The organism is Cedecea sp. P7760 (assembly GCF_013386425.1).
In the GTDB taxonomy this organism is placed as follows: domain Bacteria; phylum Pseudomonadota; class Gammaproteobacteria; order Enterobacterales; family Enterobacteriaceae; genus Cedecea; species Cedecea selenatireducens.
In genome coordinates, this window is sequence record NZ_JACARU010000060.1 from 11,886 (window position 1) to 31,612 (window position 19,727).

21 protein-coding genes and 1 pseudogene are annotated in these 19,727 nt (G+C 48.4%); 19 read left to right on the forward strand and 3 right to left on the reverse strand.

Annotated features, from left to right (window positions below; translation table 11 throughout):
• The first annotated feature begins 61 nt into the window (after positions 1 to 61).
• The 12 genes from HX778_RS19380 to HX778_RS19435 all read left to right on the forward strand — a co-directional run bounded on the left by HX778_RS19380 (position 62) and on the right by HX778_RS19435 (position 13,519).
• Complete coding sequence (locus HX778_RS19380) at positions 62 to 331, forward strand: phage tail assembly protein T (protein ID WP_255483440.1); 270 nt, start codon at positions 62 to 64, stop codon at positions 329 to 331.
• Positions 315 to 3,386 carry a phage tail tape measure protein gene (locus HX778_RS19385; RefSeq protein WP_176982799.1) on the forward strand — a complete coding sequence of 1,024 codons (3,072 nt, stop codon included), beginning with the start codon at positions 315 to 317 and terminating at the stop codon, positions 3,384 to 3,386. The genes HX778_RS19380 and HX778_RS19385 overlap by 17 nt, the downstream gene beginning before the upstream one ends.
• A gap of 9 nt (positions 3,387 to 3,395) precedes the next feature.
• Positions 3,396 to 3,752: a phage tail protein gene (locus HX778_RS19390; RefSeq protein ID WP_176982800.1), complete on the forward strand. Its 357-nt coding sequence runs from the start codon at positions 3,396 to 3,398 to the stop codon at positions 3,750 to 3,752.
• Positions 3,752 to 4,507 (forward strand): phage minor tail protein L, encoded by a 756-nt coding sequence (locus HX778_RS19395; protein WP_176982801.1) that lies wholly within the window; start codon positions 3,752 to 3,754, stop codon positions 4,505 to 4,507. Before HX778_RS19390 ends, HX778_RS19395 begins: the two co-directional genes overlap by 1 nt.
• Position 4,508: 1 nt before the next feature.
• Complete coding sequence (locus HX778_RS19400; protein ID WP_176982802.1) at positions 4,509 to 5,219, forward strand: C40 family peptidase; 711 nt, start codon at positions 4,509 to 4,511, stop codon at positions 5,217 to 5,219.
• A 120-nt stretch (positions 5,220 to 5,339) separates the two neighbouring features.
• On the forward strand, positions 5,340 to 5,828 hold the full coding sequence (locus tag HX778_RS19405; RefSeq protein WP_176982803.1) for a hypothetical protein: 489 nt from the start codon (positions 5,340 to 5,342) through the stop codon (positions 5,826 to 5,828).
• A 57-nt stretch (positions 5,829 to 5,885) separates the two neighbouring features.
• Positions 5,886 to 6,476: a tail assembly protein gene (locus HX778_RS19410; RefSeq protein WP_176982804.1), complete on the forward strand. Its 591-nt coding sequence runs from the start codon at positions 5,886 to 5,888 to the stop codon at positions 6,474 to 6,476.
• A 53-nt stretch (positions 6,477 to 6,529) separates the two neighbouring features.
• Complete coding sequence (locus HX778_RS19415) at positions 6,530 to 10,078, forward strand: DUF1983 domain-containing protein (RefSeq protein WP_176982805.1); 3,549 nt, start codon at positions 6,530 to 6,532, stop codon at positions 10,076 to 10,078.
• 44 nt (positions 10,079 to 10,122) lie between these two features.
• Positions 10,123 to 11,490, forward strand: coding sequence for a tail fiber domain-containing protein (locus HX778_RS19420; protein WP_176982806.1), 1,368 nt, complete (start codon positions 10,123 to 10,125; stop codon positions 11,488 to 11,490).
• A 118-nt stretch (positions 11,491 to 11,608) separates the two neighbouring features.
• Positions 11,609 to 12,520, forward strand: a complete 912-nt coding sequence (locus HX778_RS19425; RefSeq protein WP_176982807.1) for a hypothetical protein — start codon at positions 11,609 to 11,611, stop codon at positions 12,518 to 12,520.
• 3 nt (positions 12,521 to 12,523) lie between these two features.
• Positions 12,524 to 12,844: an STAS-like domain-containing protein gene (locus HX778_RS19430; protein ID WP_176982808.1), complete on the forward strand. Its 321-nt coding sequence runs from the start codon at positions 12,524 to 12,526 to the stop codon at positions 12,842 to 12,844.
• Between the two features lie 15 nt (positions 12,845 to 12,859).
• Entirely contained in the window at positions 12,860 to 13,519 is a 660-nt protein-coding gene (locus HX778_RS19435; protein WP_176982809.1) for a hypothetical protein, read from the forward strand.
• A gap of 422 nt (positions 13,520 to 13,941) precedes the next feature.
• Here HX778_RS19435 and HX778_RS19440 read toward each other — a convergent pair whose 3' ends face one another.
• Positions 13,942 to 14,307, reverse strand: coding sequence for a hypothetical protein (locus tag HX778_RS19440; RefSeq protein WP_176982810.1), 366 nt, complete (start codon positions 14,305 to 14,307; stop codon positions 13,942 to 13,944).
• Positions 14,308 to 14,445: 138 nt separating this feature from the next.
• Here HX778_RS19440 and HX778_RS19445 point away from each other — a divergent pair.
• A pseudogene (locus tag HX778_RS19445) lies at positions 14,446 to 14,616 on the forward strand (isocitrate/isopropylmalate family dehydrogenase); the annotation flags it as partial.
• A 458-nt stretch (positions 14,617 to 15,074) separates the two neighbouring features.
• Here the strand turns inward: HX778_RS19445 and HX778_RS19450 are convergent.
• Entirely contained in the window at positions 15,075 to 15,296 is a 222-nt protein-coding gene (locus HX778_RS19450; RefSeq protein ID WP_176982811.1) for a hypothetical protein, read from the reverse strand.
• A 291-nt stretch (positions 15,297 to 15,587) separates the two neighbouring features.
• Between HX778_RS19450 and HX778_RS19455 the strand changes: the two genes are divergently transcribed.
• Both HX778_RS19455 and HX778_RS19460 read left to right on the forward strand, forming a co-directional pair.
• A complete protein-coding gene (locus HX778_RS19455) occupies positions 15,588 to 15,743 on the forward strand; it encodes a hypothetical protein (protein WP_235212919.1) in 156 nt (51 codons plus the stop codon).
• Positions 15,744 to 15,884: 141 nt separating this feature from the next.
• Positions 15,885 to 16,157 (forward strand): hypothetical protein, encoded by a 273-nt coding sequence (locus tag HX778_RS19460; RefSeq protein WP_038473515.1) that lies wholly within the window; start codon positions 15,885 to 15,887, stop codon positions 16,155 to 16,157.
• Between the two features lie 30 nt (positions 16,158 to 16,187).
• On the opposite strand, the gene HX778_RS19465 is transcribed toward HX778_RS19460, so the two are convergent.
• Positions 16,188 to 18,158, reverse strand: coding sequence for an acyltransferase family protein (locus tag HX778_RS19465; protein ID WP_176982812.1), 1,971 nt, complete (start codon positions 18,156 to 18,158; stop codon positions 16,188 to 16,190).
• A 173-nt stretch (positions 18,159 to 18,331) separates the two neighbouring features.
• Between HX778_RS19465 and HX778_RS25195 the strand changes: the two genes are divergently transcribed.
• The 4 genes from HX778_RS25195 to HX778_RS19480 all read left to right on the forward strand — a co-directional run bounded on the left by HX778_RS25195 (position 18,332) and on the right by HX778_RS19480 (position 19,608).
• Positions 18,332 to 18,463, forward strand: a complete 132-nt coding sequence (locus tag HX778_RS25195; protein WP_255483443.1) for a hypothetical protein — start codon at positions 18,332 to 18,334, stop codon at positions 18,461 to 18,463.
• 38 nt (positions 18,464 to 18,501) lie between these two features.
• A complete protein-coding gene (gene fumD / locus HX778_RS19470; RefSeq protein WP_176982813.1) occupies positions 18,502 to 18,717 on the forward strand; it encodes a fumarate hydratase FumD in 216 nt (71 codons plus the stop codon).
• Between the two features lie 40 nt (positions 18,718 to 18,757).
• Complete coding sequence (locus HX778_RS19475; RefSeq protein ID WP_176982814.1) at positions 18,758 to 19,111, forward strand: DUF1304 domain-containing protein; 354 nt, start codon at positions 18,758 to 18,760, stop codon at positions 19,109 to 19,111.
• Between the two features lie 338 nt (positions 19,112 to 19,449).
• The gene (locus HX778_RS19480) at positions 19,450 to 19,608 is read left to right on the forward strand and encodes a YqaE/Pmp3 family membrane protein (RefSeq protein WP_038473509.1); all 159 of its coding nucleotides are present in this window, start codon (positions 19,450 to 19,452) and stop codon (positions 19,606 to 19,608) included.
• Positions 19,609 to 19,727: the final 119 nt, after the last annotated feature.

The following is a 19,727-nucleotide window of genomic DNA, read 5'->3' on the forward strand; positions in this document are numbered from 1 at the left end:
CCGTGAGCGCACCTTTATCCATCGCCTCGCGCGTGAGTTCCGGCGGGCAGACTGGCGGCGGATGCTCAGCGAAATGAGCGCCTCAGAGTTCGCCGGCTGGGTTAGCCACTTTGCAGTAACGCCGTTTAGTGACGAGTTGCTGGACGCTGAGTTCGCCACCACTAAGGGGCTCATCGTGGCGATGCTGACGGGCAACAGCGATATCTCTGATGCTGATTTCAGTCTGCTGACTGGCGAGGCGGTTGAGCCCGAACAAGAAAAGACGGATGAAGACCTGATGTTAGCGGGCGAGGGTGTTTACGGGGGAGTACGGTATGGCCCAGCAAATTAGCGATCTGGTAATTAACCTGGACGTCGACAGCGCTTCCTTCTCAGAGCAGGTAGCCCGGATCCGGGGCCAGTTGAAAGGGGTGGCGGACGAGTCTGATAAATCCCAGGGGCGAATGGCGCGAGCGGCGCAAATTCAGGCTGCCGCGCTGAAACAGATGGGTGAGGCTGGTGTAAAGGCTGCCAGCGATATTCAGGCAAAACAATCCTCTGCAGCTGATGAAATGGCAGCAGCCTGGAAAAAATCTGCCCAGGCTGTGGATGAAGCACACCGGCGTGTTGCGGAATATAGCCAGAAGTTGCAGGAAACAACGACGCAAACTGCCGCCACAGCGAAGCAGCAGGATGAGCTGGCCGAAGCATTTTACCGTGAAATTGACGGCGCCCGGCGACTGACCAGCGAGACGCAGGCTCTGGCCGGTATGCAGGGGCGTCTGCGCGCCGCTCGCGGGCAGGGGAAAATTTCTCAGCAGGATTACCTGGCGCTGATAACCCGCACGACCGAACGTCAGAAAGAGCTGCGTCTGGAAGAGGAAAAAGCCAGCGCCGCGCGCGTCAATTTCATTCAGAAACTGAAATCTCAGGTTGCCGCGCAGAACCTGTCGAACGCTGAAATGCTCCGCTACAAAGCCGCACAGCTTGGCGTCAGTGATGCAGCCGATATCTATATTCGCAAACTGGATACGGCGAAAGCAGCCACGCATGGTCTGGGCTTGCAAAGTGCTGCGGCGCGGCGGGAAATCGGCATCCTGATCGGCGAGGCAGCGCGGGGTAACTTCGGTGCGCTGCGCGGCTCCAGCATCACGCTGGCGAACCGGGCCGGATGGATAGAGCAGCTCATGACATTGCGTGGGCTGGGGATCGCCGGGGTAGTCGGTGGGATTGCGGCCTCTGTGTATGCCCTGGGGAAGGCCTGGTACGAGGGAAGTCAGGAGTCCGTCGAGTTCAACAAGCAGCTGATCCTGACGGGAAGTTATGCCGGTAAAACCTCTGGTCAACTGGCTGAGCTGGCGAAATCAATTGCAGGGACTCACGGCTCGCAGGCAACCAGCGCTGCCGTGCTGGCGCAGGTGGTGGGGAGCGGTAGTTTTAAAGGCTCTCAGATCGAGAGCATTACCCGCGCCGCCGTGGCGATGCAGGAGGCTACTGGGAAATCGGTCGATGAGACGATCAAGAATTTCCAGAAGCTTTATGACTCGCCGACGAAGAGTTCCGCCGAGCTGAATGCACAGATGCATTACCTCACCGCCGCCCAGTTCCAGTACATCTCGTCGCTCGAGCGCCGCGGCGATAAAGAAGCCGCAGGGCAGGCGGCGGCCAATGCCTATAGCCGTGCGGAGCAGCAGCGCAGCCAGCAGATTTTGGATAACCTGGGGCTTGTTGAGCGCGCAGCTTTAGCGACCCGCAATGCCTTTAAAGGTATGTGGGATGAGCTGCTGAATATTGGCCGGGCTGGTAGTGACGCTGCCACGCTACAGACCATGAAAGATACGCTGGCCGAAATTCAGGAGAACGGCAAGCAAGGGCTTTGGGGGCGTTTCAAAAATAACTCGATGGGTGTCGATAAAGCGCAGCTTGAGGCCAACATCAACAACCTTGAGTTCGTGATCAAATCCCAGGAGGGCTACAACCAGAAAAAAGCCGAGTTCAACCGGATCAATAAAGACGGTATAGATGCACAGGTATCGTTCAACAAATATCTGGATGCCGGTACTACCCAGGTCGAGAAACGCGCGCTGGCACAAAAGGACCTGAATAAAGCCATTGCGGATAACGCCAAAGCCGCGAAAGCAACGCAGCCCCTGGCAGAGGATAAACAGGTTCGCCTCTGGACGCCGGAGGAAATAGCGACAGCTCGCGCTGGGATTGAGAAGCTCTATAAGGATCCAAAAACTGCGAAAGCCAAAGGGTATGTGACTCCTGCCGGGGATCGGGCCGAGGATAACAATCAACGCGACCTGCTGGCGTTGCAGTCACAGCGTGAAGTCCTGAAACGGCACAAAAGTGTAACGGACAGCATCAGCCAACAGCGAAAAGAACTATGGACAGCGCAGGCTCAGTTCACTGTTCTGGAAGATGCCGCCCGCAACCGGCAGTTGTCAAAGCAAGAGCAATCCCTGCTGGCCAGCAAGAAGCAGGTGCTTCAGCTTGCCAACCAGAAAGCCATTCTCGGTGACCAGATCGTTGCTCAGGAGCAGCTCAATAAGCGGATGGATACCGCGTCGAAATACGTTACGCAAATGGCTGAGAAACAGTCTGCTCTGGCTAATAGTGCAACGATGAGCGACAGGATGGCTGGGCGTGAATCTACGTTCGCCCAGCTTCGTAGTGGGTGGCTAAATTCAGGTGGCAGTTTGCAGGATGCGGGTTATCAGCAGCAGCTCAAGGCGGCCAAAGATTACTATGCAGCTGAGGACCAGTTGCGCGGCAACTGGAAGGCCGGGGTGGAAAAAAGCTGGGCTGATTACTCTGATGCGGCCACGAACAGCTATGAGCAAATGAAGAACGTGGGGGCCGCGGTTCTGAATGGTGCCTCATCACAATTGACGTCTTTCCTGACGAGGAGCGGTGCCAGCTTTAAGGATTTCACCAAATCTATCCTGAGCATGCTGACTGAAATTCTGGTTCAAATGTCACTGGTGAATGGGGTTAAAGCAGCTGGCAGCGCGCTGGGCCTCATCGCTAATGCCAAAGGCGGTGTTTACAATTCTTCCTCGCTAAGCGCATACAGCGGCAGCATTGTGGACAGGCCAACGTTCTTTGCCTTTGCTAAAGGTGGCGGCGTGATGGGAGAAGCCGGGCCGGAAGCCATTTTGCCTCTACGTCGTGGAACAAACGGCAAGCTCGGCGTTGTTGCTGGGAATGCTGGTGGCGGAAACCCAATCTTCAAAAACACGATCATTCTGCAGAGTGACGGCACAGCCACATCCCAGACTTCAGGCGGCAACGACGCAATGAATCAGGCGATGATGAAAATGCTCGATCAGTTCTGTCAGAACAACCTCGTTAAGGCACTCCGGCCCGGGGGCTTAATCTTCAACGCAATGAAATCCCGCTAAAGGTGGCCTATGGCAATCGATACATTTATCTGGCCGACACAAATCGCCAGCCAACCCGCGACTGAATACAACCGGACAATCCGGAAGATTCAGTTCGGTGACGGTTACAGTCAGGTTTCTGAGGATGGCATTAACTCGGAAAAAATTAAATTTCCGTACTCCTACCGGGGGCCGCTGGCGACGGCAATGGCCATCAGGGACTTTTGTCGCCAGCACTGTACCCGATCATTTATCTGGACACCGCCGCATGGTGAGAAAGGCTTATATCGTGCGGCGCCCGACTCGATAAAACTGGTGCCGAACGGTAAAACGCAGGCAACGATATCCGTGACATTTGAGCAGAGCTTTTCTGCCGGGGGGATGTGATGTCCTTAAACAGTGATTATCAAAAGCTGGAGCCGGGAAATACCGTCCGGCTTTTTGAAGTGGATGGTACCGCGTTTGGCGTGAGTGATGTTTTGCGCTTCCATGCGTATACCCTCCCTCACACTCCTGAAGAGATTGAAGCCGCCGGCGGCGATGAATCGAAGCTGCCCGCGAAAGCGATCTGGTGGCAGGGCGAGAAATACTCCGCCTGGCCATGCCAGATTGAGGGCATCGAGCTTTCAACGGATGGCACCGATGCACAGCCGAAACTTACCGTTGCAAACCTTGATGGTTCCATTACTGCCCTTTGCCTGGCATATGATGATTTGCTTCAGGCGAAAGTCATGATCCACGACACATTATCGCAGTATCTGGATGCCGCTAATTTCCCTGCTGGTAACCCGTCAGCCGACCCCACGCAGGAAAAGCTGCAGGCCTGGTACATCGACAGTAAAAGCGTGGAGAATAACCGTTCGGTTGAGTTTACGCTGAGCAGCCCGATGGACTTGCAGGGTCTGATGATACCGACCCGCCAGTTACACTCGCTTTGCACCTGGTGCATTCGGGGGAAATACCGTTCCGGCGACGGTTGCGATTATGCCGGTACACGTTACTTCAACGATAAAAATAACCCGGTGGACGATCCCTCACTCGACAAGTGCAGCGGCACGTTGCGCGGATGCAAGTTACGGTTCGGGGAAAACGAGCTGCTGCCGTTTGGCGGGTTCCCCGGTACCTCGCTAATCAGGAGCTGATATGCGCGCGAAAACGATTAACGCCATTATGGCTCATGCGGCTGCTGAATATCCGCGAGAGTGTTGCGGCGTAGTGGCGCAGAAAAGCCGGGTAGAACGCTATTTCACTTGCCGGAATCTTGCAGCCGAGCCCACTGAGCATTTCCACCTGTCGCCGGAAGATTACGCTGCCGCTGAGGATTGGGGAGCGGTGATCGCTGTCGTGCACAGCCACCCGGACGCTACGACACAGCCGAGCGAACTGGACAAAGCGCAGTGTGACGCCACGCTGCTGCCCTGGCATATTGTGAGCTGGCCGGAAGGAGACCTACGTACCATCCAGCCGCGCGGCGAACTCCCGCTGCTGGAGCGGCCGTTTGTCCTCGGTCACTTTGACTGTTGGGGGCTGGTGATGAGCTACTTCCGGCAGAACCACGGTATCGAACTTCACGATTACCGCGTTGATTATCCCTGGTGGGAAGATGAGTACCCGGAGAATTTCTATCAGGATTGCTGGTACGAATGTGGCTTCCGTGAGTTCGACGGTGCACCGCAGCCAGGCGACATGGTGATCATGCAAGTACAGGCCAATAAATGGAACCACGCGGGGATCTTGCTTGAGGGCAATATGCTATTGCACCACCTGTACGGGCACCTTAGTCAGCGTGTTCCGTATGGAGGCTACTGGCAGGAAAGAACGATGAAAATATTAAGGCTCAGTGCTTCGAGTTAGCACCAACATACCAGAAGAAACAAGATGGACGATGCCTCGAGCAAAACAAGATAGCGGATGCTGATATGAACGCCTACAGGTGATAGGATGTTGCAAACTGTAAACATCGGAGGTGTTTAAATGAAAAACAGGGTTGCAGTAGTTATTTGTGGCGTATCAATGTTGCTGAGTGGTTGTGCTGGAGTGGCGGCAGATCATCGGGCTGAACAGCAGAAAAAATATAACGATCTATCAAAATGCGAACCTATTGAAGCAATAGGTAGTGCATCTCAACCAACAAAGGAACTCTTAGTGTCTAAATTAAAATCTGGCGCAATTGCTGCATCAGATGATAATTTTATTGCGGACACAAAGGCTAAGACATTACAAATGGTTGGGTGGAATGATTCTGTTTTTGACTCTATAGCAACTTGTAGAGTTAACAACAGACAAGCAAGAATTGATGCAATAAAACCTATATTTGATGGCGTTAAATTAAAAACGAAAGATAAAGACGAGAGGAGAGCTTTGATTGAGGCTTATAGCTCTTGGGAAGCTTATCTTATGTCTCTTACCGCTGCAGCAAAACAAGATTTTGAAAGTAAGTTATCATATTATAAAAACATGTGAAAACATTAATTCAACAAGCCCACTTCGGTGGGTTTTTTTACGTCCGGAGATTATCTTATGCAAGAGGTCATGATACGAATAGAACTTGGCGGAATTCTTGGTAAAACTTTCGGCAAAACACATCATCGTTTAATCAGTAAAGTGCATGAAGCGACGCGGTCTCTCGCGGCGACCATTCCTGGGTTCGAAAAATTTATGATAACCAGCAATCGTCGCGGGCTAACTTATGCGGTATTCAAGGGTAAAAAAAATATTGGGCATGATGATTTAGGCTTCCCTGCAACCTCCGATGTGATTCGTATTATTCCCGTCATTATTGGTAGTAAAAAGGCGGGAGTACTGCAAACTATCCTTGGTGCTGTATTGGTTGTAGTCGGTGCCGTAGTGACTTATTTCGGTGGTGGTGCGGTCGGTATTCCAATGATGAAATTTGGTGCAGCCGTTGCGCTTGGTGGAGTTATTCAAATGCTTTCGCCACAGCCAGCGGGTCTTGCCAGCAAACAAGGTGCTGACAACCAGGCCTCATATGCGTTCGGCGGCGTGACAAATACTGCAGCGCAGGGATACCCGGTTCCTCTGGGTTACGGTAAACGCCGCATTGGCGGTGCAATTATCTCAGCCGGTATTTACGTCGAAGATCAGCAGTAAAACTCTCTCCTTCCATCAGGCCACCTCAGGGTGGCTTTTTTTATGGGCGCAATATGACGACTGCAACGCTTATCAAAGGGAATAAGGGCGGTGGCTCTTCCCCGCGTACACCTGTCGAACAACCTGATGATCTCCAGTCCGTCGCCAAAGCAAAGCTATTGCTGGCGCTGGGTGAGGGGGAATTTGCTGGTGGCCTTGACGGGAAGAGCATTTTCCTTGACGGTACGCCGCTGGAAAATGCCGACGGCTCGCAAAACTTCAGCGGCGTGGCGTGGGAGTTTCGCCCAGGTACCCAGGCGCAAACTTATATTCAGGGTGTACCGGGGACTGAGAACGAGATCAGCGTCGGCACTACGGTTTCAAGCGCCACTGCCTGGACACATACTTTCACCAACGGCCAACTTTCAGCAATCCGCCTGCGTCTGAAATGGCCGTCATTGTTTAACCAGCAGGACAATGGTGATCTTGTTGGGTACTCCATCAACTACACAATAGATCTGCAGACTGATGGTGGGGCCTGGCAGACGGTCGTGAATACTGCCGTTACCGGGAAAACCACATCCGGCTACGAACGCAGCCACCGCATTGATTTACCGCAATCTGGAAGCACCTGGACAGTGCGCCTGCGTAAAGTTACTGCGGATGCCAATAGCGCTAAAATTGGCGACACCATGACGCTGCAGAGCTATACAGAGGTGATTGACGCAAAGCTGCGTTATCCGAACACCGCTTTGCTGTATGTCGAGTTTGATTCCAGCCAGTTCAATGGCAGTATTCCGCAGGTTTCCTGCGAGCCGATGATGCGTATTGTCCGCATCCCGGATAATTATGATCCGATTGCCCGTGCCTATATTGGAACATGGACCGGCGGTTTCAAATGGGCATGGACGAACAACCCCGCCTGGATTTTTTACGACATCGTCATTAGCGATCGATTCGGTCTGGGCCAGCGACTCACGGCAGCCAACATTGATAAATGGACGTTGTACCAGGTCGCACAGTATTGCGACCAGATGGTACCGGACGGGAAAGGTGGTAGCGGCACCGAACCGCGCTATACCTGTGACGTTTATGTGCAGGACAGGAACGACGCATACACCGTTCTGCGTGATTTTGCCGCCATATTCCGGGGGATGACCTACTGGGGCGGTAACCAGATTGTAGCCCTGGCGGACATGCCGCGGGATATCGATTACAGCTACACCCGTGCCAACGTCCTGAATGGCGAATTCAACTATTCCAGCAGCACGACTAAAACCCGCTATACCACCGCGCTGGTTTCGTGGTCCGATCCGGCGAATGCCTATGCTGATGCCATGGAGCCGGTGTTTGAGCAGGCGCTGGTCGCGCGATACGGATTTAACCAGCTCGAGCTGACGGCAATCGGCTGCACCCGGCAGAGCGAAGCGAACAGGAAAGGCCGATGGGGGATACTGACCAACAATAAAGACCGCATCGTAACCTTTGCCGTTGGCCTCGATGGCATGATCCCTCAACCGGGTTATATCATCGCCGTGGCCGATGAAATGCTGTCCGGAAAAGTAACCGGCGGCCGTATTAGTGCCGTGAATGGTCGTGTCGTCACCCTTGATCGAAAACCGGATATTTCCGCCGGCGGCCGCCTGATTCTCAACCTGCCGTCCGGTGCGTCACAGGCGCGAACTATTCAGGCTGTAAATGACCAGGTGATTACCGTTACCACGGCCTACAGCGAAGTGCCGCAGCCGGAATCCGTCTGGGTTGTTGAATCTGATGAGCTCTACGCACAGCAGTATCGTGTGGTGAGCGTGTCCGACAATAACGATGGCACCTTTACTATCTCCGGTGCGTATTACGATCCGGATAAATATGCCCGTATCGATACCGGCGCGCTGATAGATGATCGCCCGATAAGCGTTATCCCGCCGGGCAACCAGACGGCGCCGGCCAATATCGTTATCAGCTCTTTCTCTGTCGTACAGCAGGGCATCAGCGTGGAAACGATGCGCTGCAGCTGGGATCAGGCACCTAACGCTATTTCATACGAAGCACAGTGGCGCCGCAACGACGGGAACTGGGTGAACGTGCCGCGCAATTCCACTACCTCGTTTGACGTACCGGGTATTTATGCCGGGCGTTACCTGGTGCGTGTGCGCGCTATCAACGCGGCGGAAATTTCCAGTGGTTGGGGTTACTCGGAAGAGAAAACGCTGACCGGTAAAGTCGGTAATCCACCGAAGCCAGTTGGGTTTATGGCCACGCCAATAAACTGGGGTATTCGCCTGAACTGGGGATTCCCGGACAACACGGCAGACACGCTGAAAACAGAAATTCAGTACACCCCAAACACTGACCAGTCCAACCCTCTCCTGCTCACCGATATTCCATATCCTCATGCTGAGTATTTACAGCTCGGCCTTAAAGCGGGCCAGACATTCTGGTACCGGGCGCAACTGGTGGACAAAACAGGGAATGAGTCAGGCTGGACCGACTGGATACAGGGTGAATCAAATGCCGATGCGGGCGATTATCTTGATGCTATTCGTGATGATGTGCTGACGTCTGAGGACGGAAAGCAGTTGACGGATAAAATCGATTTTGGCCTGCAGGCGCAACTGGAAGCTGCGCTTAAAGAAGGCGATATGGTTCGCCAGCAAAACCGGCAGCATGGGCAGGCCCGGGCGCAAATTGCAGAGATATGGAAGGTCAGGGCTGATGACAATGAGGCATTTGCTCAGTACCAGCTGCAGGTTGCGGCGTCTTTCGGTGAACAGCAGGCTGCTATCGATCAGAAAATGACGGGGACAGTCACCGCGACGAGCGCAGAAGCTATTTACACCTTGCGAACTGGTGTGATGTGGAATGGCCAGTACTACGACGCAGGCTTATCGGTTGCAACCATGGCCGATGGGACCGGAGTTAAAAGCCGAATAGCGATAAATGCAGATCAGTTCGTCATGCTCTCGGGGCAGGGTAGCGTTCAGTATTCACCGTTTTCCGTTGTAGGCGGCCAGGTCTTTATTGCTGACGGCATGATTAAAGAAGCCAGTATCGGCATCGGTAAAATTAGCGAGTCGCTGCAGTCAAGAAACTACAGCGCGTCAGCTGGCTGGTACATCGACAAAACAGGTATTGCGATATTCAACCAGGTGACAGTTCGCGGCACCGTATATGCCAGCGCCGGTGTGTTTACGGGAACTATTTACGCCACTGACGGTAAATTTTCAGGAACCGTTGAGGCAAAAAATTTTATCGGTGATATCGCTAACGGTGGCGTATTCCCCGTGCCGCCGCGCGTATCAGGCGTCCCGGCTGTCACATATTTGACTTACACAGATTCTGGTGGTGCCAGCCAGGCGAAAAACATCACTGTTTACGTCACAGTAACGGGTACTACGCCGGGGAGTACTATCCCGGTCAACATAACTATCGGGGGTGTCACAAGGTCATTAGGGGTGTTCGGTGACAGCCGGGCATCGGCTTCAGGCATGTGCCATTTCACTGTAGAGGGTGTGACAGCGAATCAGGTTGGCATGAGCGTATCCTCTGGTGGCTCTGGCTACGTTATTGACCGATTAGATGCCACTGTCATTGTGACGCGTGGCTCCGGTTCATTCGCATAGGAATAAAAAGGGCCTGACGGGCCCTTTTTTAATGAGGTAAGAATATGGCTCAAGGTACTTTAAATTTCACTAATAACTCTACAAAAGTTACCGGGACAGGCACTAGTTTCATCAGCGAAATTAAGGTCGGTGATTTTATTACGGCGACAATAAATAATGCTGTATTTGTCGTTATCATCAAAGAAATTAAAAGTGATACAGAACTAACGCTGACGGAAGTATTTTACGGTCCTACGAGTGCCGGGATTGTATGGGATGCGGTCCCGATGAAAGCGGCCACAGCCATTCCTTATATTCTCGGTGTGCAGACTGCCCGAGCCGCCAGGCTGGCAAATCTGGAAGCGGATAACTGGCTGCAGGTATATACGGCACTCGGGGATATCACAGTTACGCTGCCTGATGGTACGCAATTTACAGGCCCGTCATGGAAGAAACTTAGTGAGCAATTGAACGACGTACTACTGAAATCCAATAATCTAGCGGATGTTAACGACAAGGCCGCTGCTTTAAAAAATTTACTTAATGACGGCCCTCTTGAAGTTGATCGTCAAGTAGATGTCTCACCCCCAAACGGCACTGTTGTGTCTGGCGGGGAGGTTAAATCGTCCTGGTCTGTAGCTGGGGTGAAAAACTTTGAAGCAGAGTTCAAAATAAGTTCGACATTTGGCAAAAGCATCGGTGCTGTTATAACGGTTTCTGATGGCACAAGAAAACCTCAGTTTATTTTTAATAATCTCGGTGATTTTTCGTTGCCAGGGAATATTTATCTGTCAGATAAAGCTGGAACTTTCGGGAGCGTGATATCAATGCCGAAAGGAAATAATGGCGTTTCTTTAGCGTCCAGTTCAAACGGAAGTCTTGGTATTTTAAACGTTAACAGGATTAATGGTTCAAACCCTGTGGCCCTATTTATTGATGGCGGATACCACTGTAAGCGAGGTTCTACCAATCCGCCAAGTAGCAGTAGTGTATTCAATATCAACTGGACTGGCTCGTTAGAAGCGTGGATCGATGGTACGCAAGTTGGTAACTTCCAGCTTACGCCGGTTTGTGACGGAGAATTGAAAAAGAAAGTCGCGTATCGCAATTCTACCGCTGCTGCTGAAAAGGCTCTGGCTCGTGTTTTGCAGTGGCGCGTCGCGACGTTCCGTTACATTGCTCGCGGTATCCTCCCCGAGTCTGAGACAAAATTGGGTTTTATTGCCAACGACCTGGTAGAAGTAAGCCCACTATGTGTGAAAGGCGAGGGCCTGAAACCTGGCTATGACCCGAACGATCCGCAAGATGCATACTCATTAGATACTACCGCTCAGATTGCAGAATTGACACAAGCTGTTCAGGCACTGGCACAACAGAACATTCAGCTTCGCAATGAGCTTGATGAACTCAAAGCAGGCGATAAAACGTCATAAAATTTACAATTCACGTAAATTTCTTTGTATGGTTTAGTTAATGACAAGACGCGATCTATAAAGTTACTGGAAAATAGTAGATAATTCTTAATTAACTATACTGATTAATGACATACGTATGAAACCATTGGTACCGCCAACAAAATTTTGTATCTACTCTGATGATTCGAGATCAGAGACACTCAGGTTCATCAACGACATTGAGTCGATTGGTGTCAATAACAAAGGCAAGGTTACTGTAGATTTAAGTAAGGTGAAATATGCTTCAGCTGCAGCTTCTGTGCTCTTTTTCGCAATTGTTAACAGAGCTCAGTTTCTTACGAAAGATCCAAATTTTGTTCGCTTCGTCTGGCCCAAAAAAGAGGATAATCCAGAAGGGCATAGGTGGATCGTCAGTACAGGGCTTTCCAGGGCCTTGATTGCTGGAACTGATGAAAAGTTAAAGATTCTTACTCGTGAGGAACGTTACTTTCAGTCTGCTGTCGAACCTTCTGAGCACATTTTTGATACAGTTACCATGCTGCAGAAAAAGGCTGTTTTGAATGATGGTCAACTGGGTTTACTACTCACAGCTATTAGTGAGGCTCTGCTGAACGTTTCTCATCATGCTTATGAAAATGATGCCTTTACGGAGTCGTTACTTCTGTTAAAAGGTAAGCGCTGGTGGCAATGTGCTTGGTTTAACCCTGAAGAGAACCGGATTGTTTTTATTGTTTGTGACCTAGGTTTGGGGATTTTTAAGAGTTTCGTGCCAGATGGTGATGGTCTTGGCGTCCAAAACGAAGTATCTTCTGTAGAGAAGGCTATGCTTGTAGGAGAGTCTCGGTTTGTTGGTGCAGGTCGAGGGAATGGCTCTGACGACATAAAACGCCCGATTGACGCGGGACTTGATGCTGATGAGGCACTGCTTATCCTAACAGGGCATGCTCGGTACCACTATAATTCTAATGATAGCTGTCCTCAGTGCGAGAGACTGGCTGAATACATACCAGGAACTTTATTACAGTGGTCGCTGGTTGCCAGGAGATGATTTATGAGAAACATCGTCATTGCGAAGGAGTTCTCACGAACACCATTCGGACGTTATACAACAGATAGCCCCAACAGTGCGGAGCGGTTCCGAAAGGATTTTTTAGTTCCGGCTCTGAGAGGCGAAGAAAAAGAAGTCGTTGTAGACTTTCGTGGCATAGCTTTAGGTGTCGGATCTTCGTTCTTGGAGGAGGCGTTTGGTGGGTTAGTCCGCAAAGAAGGGTTACCAAAAGCCAGCATTAAAGCGCGGCTCGTCATCAAAAGCGATGTGCCTTTTTACAAAGAGCAGATAGATAAATTTATCGATATAGCTCAACCGGAATAAGCATAAGGTCTAGAGTTGGTCAAAGAATCTTCAGAGGTAATTTTTGTTCAAGTAGGGTATCACCTAGAATCATCGGTGTCTTTTATTGAGCAAATTGGAAAGTATTCTTGGTGTATTACCCTAGTTGGCGTTTGCATAGCTCTCTTTGGCTGGCGAGTTGCGTATAAAAATTCTATAAGACTTGCTACGCGCTCCGAGTCTAAATCCATTATTGATTCAGTATCAAAGCTAGTTATCGAGATATCAGATATTTCCATCGATTTCTGGCTCAACAAATCTACTCCAATAGCTGATAGTGGTGATATTGAGGTACAAAAGAAAGAACAAAGTATAAAAACTAATCAGTCATCTAGCTATTTATTCAATGTCTTAGCCAAGGCACAGCAGGTCTCGAAACTTTCCGATGTTCTCGCGCTCCGAGGGTTGTCTATACCGGATAATCTGCTTTCAACTGTTTTGGAGAAAACGACTTTGGATTGCGAGACGGCATATCAATTGGATTCCGAAGTTCGTACGGTAAGATCTCAAGAAATTGTGAGCGCCTGCATGCAAGTTATTCATGCTCTTTATGAAACTTTTCAGTTTTACCATCCTCCAGCCAAGCAAGAAACTCTCTGGCAAACGATTGTTCGGAAGTACTATGAAATCGATGGTTGGCATGCTGCTATAAAGTAAAGGATCAGTGGTCTTTATCATGATCGTTAATTATTTGTTACATTTGATCGTGGGTATTATTTTGGGTTTCAATGACACAAATAAATTATTTTGGATGACCGAGAAAAATGGAGCTGTATGAGATTTAAACAAATCCTTGCATGATTGCCTCTATGTCTTCTTGGACGCCACTCCCAGTAAGACACTGAAAGAAAATAATCAGCTATAGATGGTTGTATTTGACTTCTTGACTTGACAGGATTTGAGCCTTGAACTGCCAATCCCCCATGACGGATGGCGGTAAAGTGTTGGTATATTAAGTGTTGAGAAGTCGGTAACTTGTTGATTTTTAGCATTGCTATTTTTTCTGCTTATACCATGCCTACAAGTTAACTTATTGATTTATTGTAATTATAGTGCGGTCTTGAAAACCGAAGGCAAATCTACTTATCCAACAACGCCACTGCCATAGCCTCCAGACGGTTAATCTGTGTGTTCAGCTCCTTAATTATTGAATCTGGTGTCAGATCCTTACCATTGCGGATAAAATCACGGATTGTCTTCACTTGGTGTGCCCTGATTTCCAATTCGTTAATAACACCTATGCTATCTTCTTCTCCGAACTCATCAATGTCATCCGCTTCAAATTCAATGAATGTATATGGTGGTTTATGGTAGATACGGGTAATGCCGTCGGGTTGCCAATCATCACCAGTAACGACCTCGGCATCAAACGGTATTGTTTCCTGTAGGTCAGTTAATTTTTTTATAAGCTCTGAGGTCTTCAATATTATCTCGCTTTTTGGCATGCGAAGGGGGAAATCTGGTTATCAAAACTCTAAGATTATTATACAAAAACAATTGATTATAACTACTACCAATAATGATGAAATAAGAGAGAAAGTGCGTTTTATTGTTTTAAAACAATAAGCTATAGAAGTTGCTTAGATCTACTGCTGCGTCATATGGAATGGTTCGAAGCGGCAGACCTGATCGTTAAGGGTATGGAAGGCGCTATCGAAGCTAAGACCGTAACTTATGACTTCGAGCGTCTGATGGATGGCGCTAAGCTGCTGAAATGTTCAGAGTTTGGCGACGCTATCATTAAACACATGTAATCAGCGCCGCTGGTGATGTGACAACGGGAACCTGATGGTTCCCGTTTTTTATTGTTAAGTAATATTTGTTTCGAGTTATTTTTTAGGTGAGATGCGTTTGGTTTTTCGGATATATCGTAGTAATAAATCGCAATGATAATTATCATTCTATTGGCTACATGACGTAGCATCTCTGGAGATGATGATGGCTTCGTATTATGTAAATACAAAAAAGCAGTTCAATGGTGATAATGAAGTTCACGTTTATGGATGTAATTATTTGCCAGCTGAAAGCAATAGATTATTTCTTGGCGATTATAGTTCTTGCCAGTCAGCAGTGACTGAAGCAAAGCGAATTGGTTATAATGCTAATGGGTGTTTTTACTGCAATAAACCCTGCCATACTACTTGAATAAAAATAATATTAAGGCCACTAAGTTGGCCTTAATATCTCAGAAATGAAAAGTGACATTGATTCTCTATTTATCAATAACCCGTACATCCGGATGCTTTTCGCTCGCCGCCTCATGGTAAATATCCCCGAGCCAGCCGGGGAGTTCATCCTCCGTCAGCCATGATGGAATGACCACATCATAAATCCGGGAATGTTTCCCCTCATTAGGATCAACACGATAAAGCAGCCATTGCTCACCTACTTTCTTTATGCCCAAACGCCTGCCAAAGACATCGAATTGCAGCATACATCCTCCGAAGTGCCCATATATTTATGAATGATAAACGCTGTCGGAGATGTTGAACAACGAGTATTTAGTGGGCGTTTTTCCTCTTGTAAAATTCAGACATAAAAAAATCGTGAAATGTTACGGAGTTGTATCAATGAGTTATTTGACGACGTTGCGAAAGGGAAAGGGATCGGGAAAAAATCCCAGCTTTGTCTGAGTGCTGTTGTGCTAGTTTTGAAAGACAGGGACTTTATTTATGGAGTGATTATGGACAAGGGCAAGCAAGTTTTCGAGGAGTTTCATCCTGAAATGCTGCAGGTAATAGGCACAGCTGTGGTACAGCTGCTGGCGGGAGAAGAGACGTTATCACGTGAGTCGATAGCCGATATGGTACACAAGCTTTACGCACATGGCCTGGATGATGCGGCAGTACAAAGGGCGGTTGATGTCCTGATCCTGGGGTAGGCGTGAGTCTTTGTCCGGCTGCTCATCTCGCTATTTATCGCTGATTCAGCGGAGAATAGTCAGTTTTAAACTGATTGTCGTCACTGCGCAGGATGATGTTAAAATCGCAGATGATTATCATTATCATAAAAAGGACTGTTTATGAGTAAGACGCTCATCATCTGCGCTGTATTGTTTGCCACCCACGTTTATGCCGCGAATAAACCTGCATCGGAGCTGGTCTGGAGTGAGGCGGAAGAGGAGCCAGGCTGCCACGGGAACGTGTGCCTGAGCAACGAAGAGAAGAAACCGCAAAATATGTATGGCAAGCTTGATAAAGGTGACCAAAAGCTGCTGTCCGACCCTTACTCTAAGTACGATCGCGATAACAGCAATAGCACCGCACGTGCAGGTGTGACGTTTAAATGGGATTGATAGATAAAAGGCGCTGAACGCGCCTTTCATTTATTCATTAAAGGGATTTTTATGCTGTCGTAAATACTCAACGCCAAATTCATGAGAGGCAAAATCATTGATATGGCCGACATCACGATAGACAGGAACGCCATTAATATCAGTTTTGCATACATTACCAGAGCACTGAGCATCTTTAGGATCAATAATAATGAGTGTTGGGTAAGTTTTCTGTAGCCGGTTAAATAGCTGTGGGAACCACTCACTGCTATCATCTGTCCTTGTATTCGTATTACAACTGTTAGATACGTATTTTTTTCTGAACTTCACACTGTCATAAAAACAGTGCATGAAATTATCCGGCATAGTGTATATTTGCTTGATAATCACTGGTCGTGCACCTGACTGTATAATAATGTCTAAGGCTTGCTTCATTGCTGTTTCGATACGTTGATGTGACAATTCCATCGAACGCGGGTCTTGCGGATGATTGACGATATTGTCACCAGCGTAGTTACTCCAGACCTCACCAATAATTACATAGTCGAAGTGTCCTTGCCGAATGTTTTCATAGAACTTGTCACTGTCATCATGGCATTTTTGATAAACGGTATCTTTGAAATACCACCAGTCAAACAGGTAGACACCCGGTAACGTTAAGCAGGACGAGGTGGCCTGAGCTAAAACTGACATATGGGCGTTCTTACCCAGTACATCAAAGAAGCTCCAAAAATGATTGGAATGTGAGTCGCCAATCAGCAATGCCTTTTTAGCGGCGTTTACATCACCGATCGTACAGTTTTTATTCTCTAGTTCGCTGCTACCATCGATGCAGTATTTTCTGTCGCGTGACTCATTTTGCTTGAGAGTGAGTGCAACCTGCTGAAACTGAGATCCAAAACGCCTGCTAAGGCCATCCTGCTTTTCGGAAATAGCGCTGAGTACCACGAACAATAATGCGGGGAGCAATGCCAGATAAATAAAAGATTTTAAGAGTGGAATGCATTTCTTCCTGAAGGGTTTCTCTATGAAAAGGTAAGAAAGCCACGCCAGCGAAAACGTGAGCGCTAAGCAGACTGTCGTAAATACCCCATTTTCTTCAAAACCCAAATATCTTCCTGCAGCAAAAATCGGCCAGTGCCATAAATAAAGGGAGTAAGAAATCGTACCGATAAATACCAGGGGAGGAATTGATAGTGCACGGGTAACAATTCCGCCTGAGACTGAGCCAACGTAAATAAGTGCAGCTGAGGCTGCGGCAACAATAACGGCATGATAATCAGGATAACCAAGGACGATATTTGTTCTGGTAGCGCAGTAAAACAGCGCACCCAGAGCTGCCAGCCCAATACAAGTGGCCATAAAGTTATTGGGCTTCAGGTTTTCACTCTTTAACATTATCAGACAACTACCAAATAAAAACTCAAATATTCGGGAGCTTAAAAAGTAGTAACTTTTGTCTGGAAATGCCTGTGACAGATACAAGGATAAAGCGACCATAGCCAACGTAGTAGAAATGACAACAGGGCTGAGCCATCGGGATGGAAGATATTTATGAAGAAGGAGTAATGCTGCCGGCAGGACTAAATACCATTGCCATTCTATTGACAGTGACCATGTATGGAGTAATAACAGAAATGCTGTGTCTGGTGCAGCGTAAGCCGTTGTTGCTCGAGAAAAATACTGATTTGAGGTAAACAGTGTTGTGTACTTGGCTTCGCGTAAAAAGTGGGTAAAATCTTCCGGAAGATAAAAAATTGTCGCAATTATCAGACTAAAAAGGATCGTTGCAATCAACGCAGGTTGTAGACGCCAAAGTCGGCGAACATAAAAATCGGTGACAGAAAGTTTGTTGTTATTTAATGCACTAGTGATGATTGATGTGATAAGAAAACCTGAGATAACAAAGAAAATGTCGACGCCAATGAATCCTGATGGAAAAAGGGTGAGTCCTGCGTGAAAAATGAGCACAAACAGAACCGCAATGGCTCTCAATCCATCAATATCTGAACGGTAACGCATCAAGCTGCCTCTAAAACTTTTCGCTGAAAACCTCTTTTGAGGTTTCTTGTCATTGTTGTGACAATATTTTATCTACTGAATCCCCCTAAAGAAAGCGAATCTGCTGCCAGGGGATAAACGTTTCCAAAGCCCGAGCTTTGTCGTAAATTTGTGAGACATCTACGGCAAATGCTGTGGATGAAGAAAGTGCAGGCGCGATCATCAAAATCGGCCGTGATAATCTCATCTCTCTCGCCCTGGTTTATTATCAATTAGTGAACAGCATAGCCGTTTTTCCCTTCACAGGTTATAAATTTGGGGCTTAAATGCTACCGTAAGATCAAACAGATAAGCCGGAGGCGAGATGGATAAAAAAGCAAAAGACGAAGAACTGTATCAGGAGATGTGCCGCGTGGTGGGTAAGGTGGTGCTGGAGATGCGGGATCTGGGACAGGAGCCCAAACACATTGTGATTGCCGGCGTGGTCAGAACCATGCTGGCGAACCATAAAATCAAACGTTCCCCGCTGACGGACGAAGCGATGGCACACGTTATCAAAGCGCTGGGCTATGAAGTTTAGCTCGCGCCCGTCGACAATATAAACCCATCAGGAATCACCTATGATTGCCAGTATTCTTATCGGCCTGATTGCTTTGATTCATCTTTATATTCTGGTGCTGGAGATGGTGCTTTGGGATAAACCTGCGGGGCAGAGAGCCTTTGGTTTGTCTCCCGAGTTTGCACGTCAGTCGAAAACGCTGGCGGCGAATCAGGGATTGTATAACGGGTTTCTGGCTGCTGGCTTAATATACGGGCTGCTGGCGGCGAGCAGCGGCTATGAATTTAAGCTGTTTTTCCTTATTTGTGTCCTGATTGCCGGTTTGTTTGGTGGCTTTACAGCCAGCAAAAAAATACTTTATGTTCAGGCTCTACCTGCGGCATTAGCATTGATGGCATTATTGGCGGGAATATAATCGAAAAAACCCGGCAAACGCCGGGTCACCATAAGGCTATCATCATTAATATAATTGGCGATCGACCGGATCTTTTTTGGAGTGGTTCCGGACCCTCCAGAGGAGGAGATAATATAGGCATATTCGATAGCGAATGAGGGTTCATCAAGCTACCGAAGCCAAGAAATTATCCTGAGTCGTTGTCGTTAGCAAGTGCCTGATGACGTTTTTTTTCGAATATGAATTATAAAACTAAATTTTCCAGAATAATCGGCCTGAACAGATTCTAAGATTCGTCTATCCTTTATGGGGTAGGCTTGTTCTTTCGAATGGATTAACCGAATTTATCAGGAGTTTATATGGGCTTTTGGCGAGTCGTTTTCACAATTATCCTGCCTCCGTTAGGCGTGCTTATCGGCAAAGGCTTTGGCTGGGCCTTCATCCTCAACATCCTCCTTACCCTGCTGGGCTACTTCCCTGGCCTCATCCATGCGTTTTGGGTGCAAACCCGGGATTGATGCAGCGGTAACGTCTCCCCCTGGCTTCTCTGAACCAAAAGACCTCCAGGCGGCGTAAGCAAACAATATGCAGTTCGTGCAAGCACTCAGAGCCCACTTTTTGGACTGACCCCATAAAG

What these genes read in the sequence shown, in the direction of transcription:
- HX778_RS19380 (WP_255483440.1), top strand. Translation starts at nt 62, where the DNA reads ATGCTCAGCGAAATGAGCGCCTCAGAGTTCGCCGGCTGGGTTAGCCAC.
- HX778_RS19385 (WP_176982799.1), top strand. Translation starts at nt 315, where the DNA reads ATGGCCCAGCAAATTAGCGATCTGGTAATTAACCTGGACGTCGACAGC.
- HX778_RS19390 (WP_176982800.1), top strand. Translation starts at nt 3,396, where the DNA reads ATGGCAATCGATACATTTATCTGGCCGACACAAATCGCCAGCCAACCC.
- HX778_RS19395 (WP_176982801.1), top strand. Translation starts at nt 3,752, where the DNA reads ATGTCCTTAAACAGTGATTATCAAAAGCTGGAGCCGGGAAATACCGTC.
- HX778_RS19400 (WP_176982802.1), top strand. Translation starts at nt 4,509, where the DNA reads ATGCGCGCGAAAACGATTAACGCCATTATGGCTCATGCGGCTGCTGAA.
- HX778_RS19405 (WP_176982803.1), top strand. Translation starts at nt 5,340, where the DNA reads ATGAAAAACAGGGTTGCAGTAGTTATTTGTGGCGTATCAATGTTGCTG.
- HX778_RS19410 (WP_176982804.1), top strand. Translation starts at nt 5,886, where the DNA reads ATGCAAGAGGTCATGATACGAATAGAACTTGGCGGAATTCTTGGTAAA.
- HX778_RS19415 (WP_176982805.1), top strand. Translation starts at nt 6,530, where the DNA reads ATGACGACTGCAACGCTTATCAAAGGGAATAAGGGCGGTGGCTCTTCC.
- HX778_RS19420 (WP_176982806.1), top strand. Translation starts at nt 10,123, where the DNA reads ATGGCTCAAGGTACTTTAAATTTCACTAATAACTCTACAAAAGTTACC.
- HX778_RS19425 (WP_176982807.1), top strand. Translation starts at nt 11,609, where the DNA reads ATGAAACCATTGGTACCGCCAACAAAATTTTGTATCTACTCTGATGAT.
- HX778_RS19430 (WP_176982808.1), top strand. Translation starts at nt 12,524, where the DNA reads ATGAGAAACATCGTCATTGCGAAGGAGTTCTCACGAACACCATTCGGA.
- HX778_RS19440 (WP_176982810.1), bottom strand. Translation starts at nt 14,307, where the DNA reads ATGCCAAAAAGCGAGATAATATTGAAGACCTCAGAGCTTATAAAAAAA.
- HX778_RS19450 (WP_176982811.1), bottom strand. Translation starts at nt 15,296, where the DNA reads ATGCTGCAATTCGATGTCTTTGGCAGGCGTTTGGGCATAAAGAAAGTA.
- HX778_RS19455 (WP_235212919.1), top strand. Translation starts at nt 15,588, where the DNA reads ATGCTGCAGGTAATAGGCACAGCTGTGGTACAGCTGCTGGCGGGAGAA.
- HX778_RS19460 (WP_038473515.1), top strand. Translation starts at nt 15,885, where the DNA reads ATGAGTAAGACGCTCATCATCTGCGCTGTATTGTTTGCCACCCACGTT.
- HX778_RS19465 (WP_176982812.1), bottom strand. Translation starts at nt 18,158, where the DNA reads ATGCGTTACCGTTCAGATATTGATGGATTGAGAGCCATTGCGGTTCTG.
- fumD (WP_176982813.1), top strand. Translation starts at nt 18,502, where the DNA reads ATGGATAAAAAAGCAAAAGACGAAGAACTGTATCAGGAGATGTGCCGC.
- HX778_RS19475 (WP_176982814.1), top strand. Translation starts at nt 18,758, where the DNA reads ATGATTGCCAGTATTCTTATCGGCCTGATTGCTTTGATTCATCTTTAT.
- HX778_RS19480 (WP_038473509.1), top strand. Translation starts at nt 19,450, where the DNA reads ATGGGCTTTTGGCGAGTCGTTTTCACAATTATCCTGCCTCCGTTAGGC.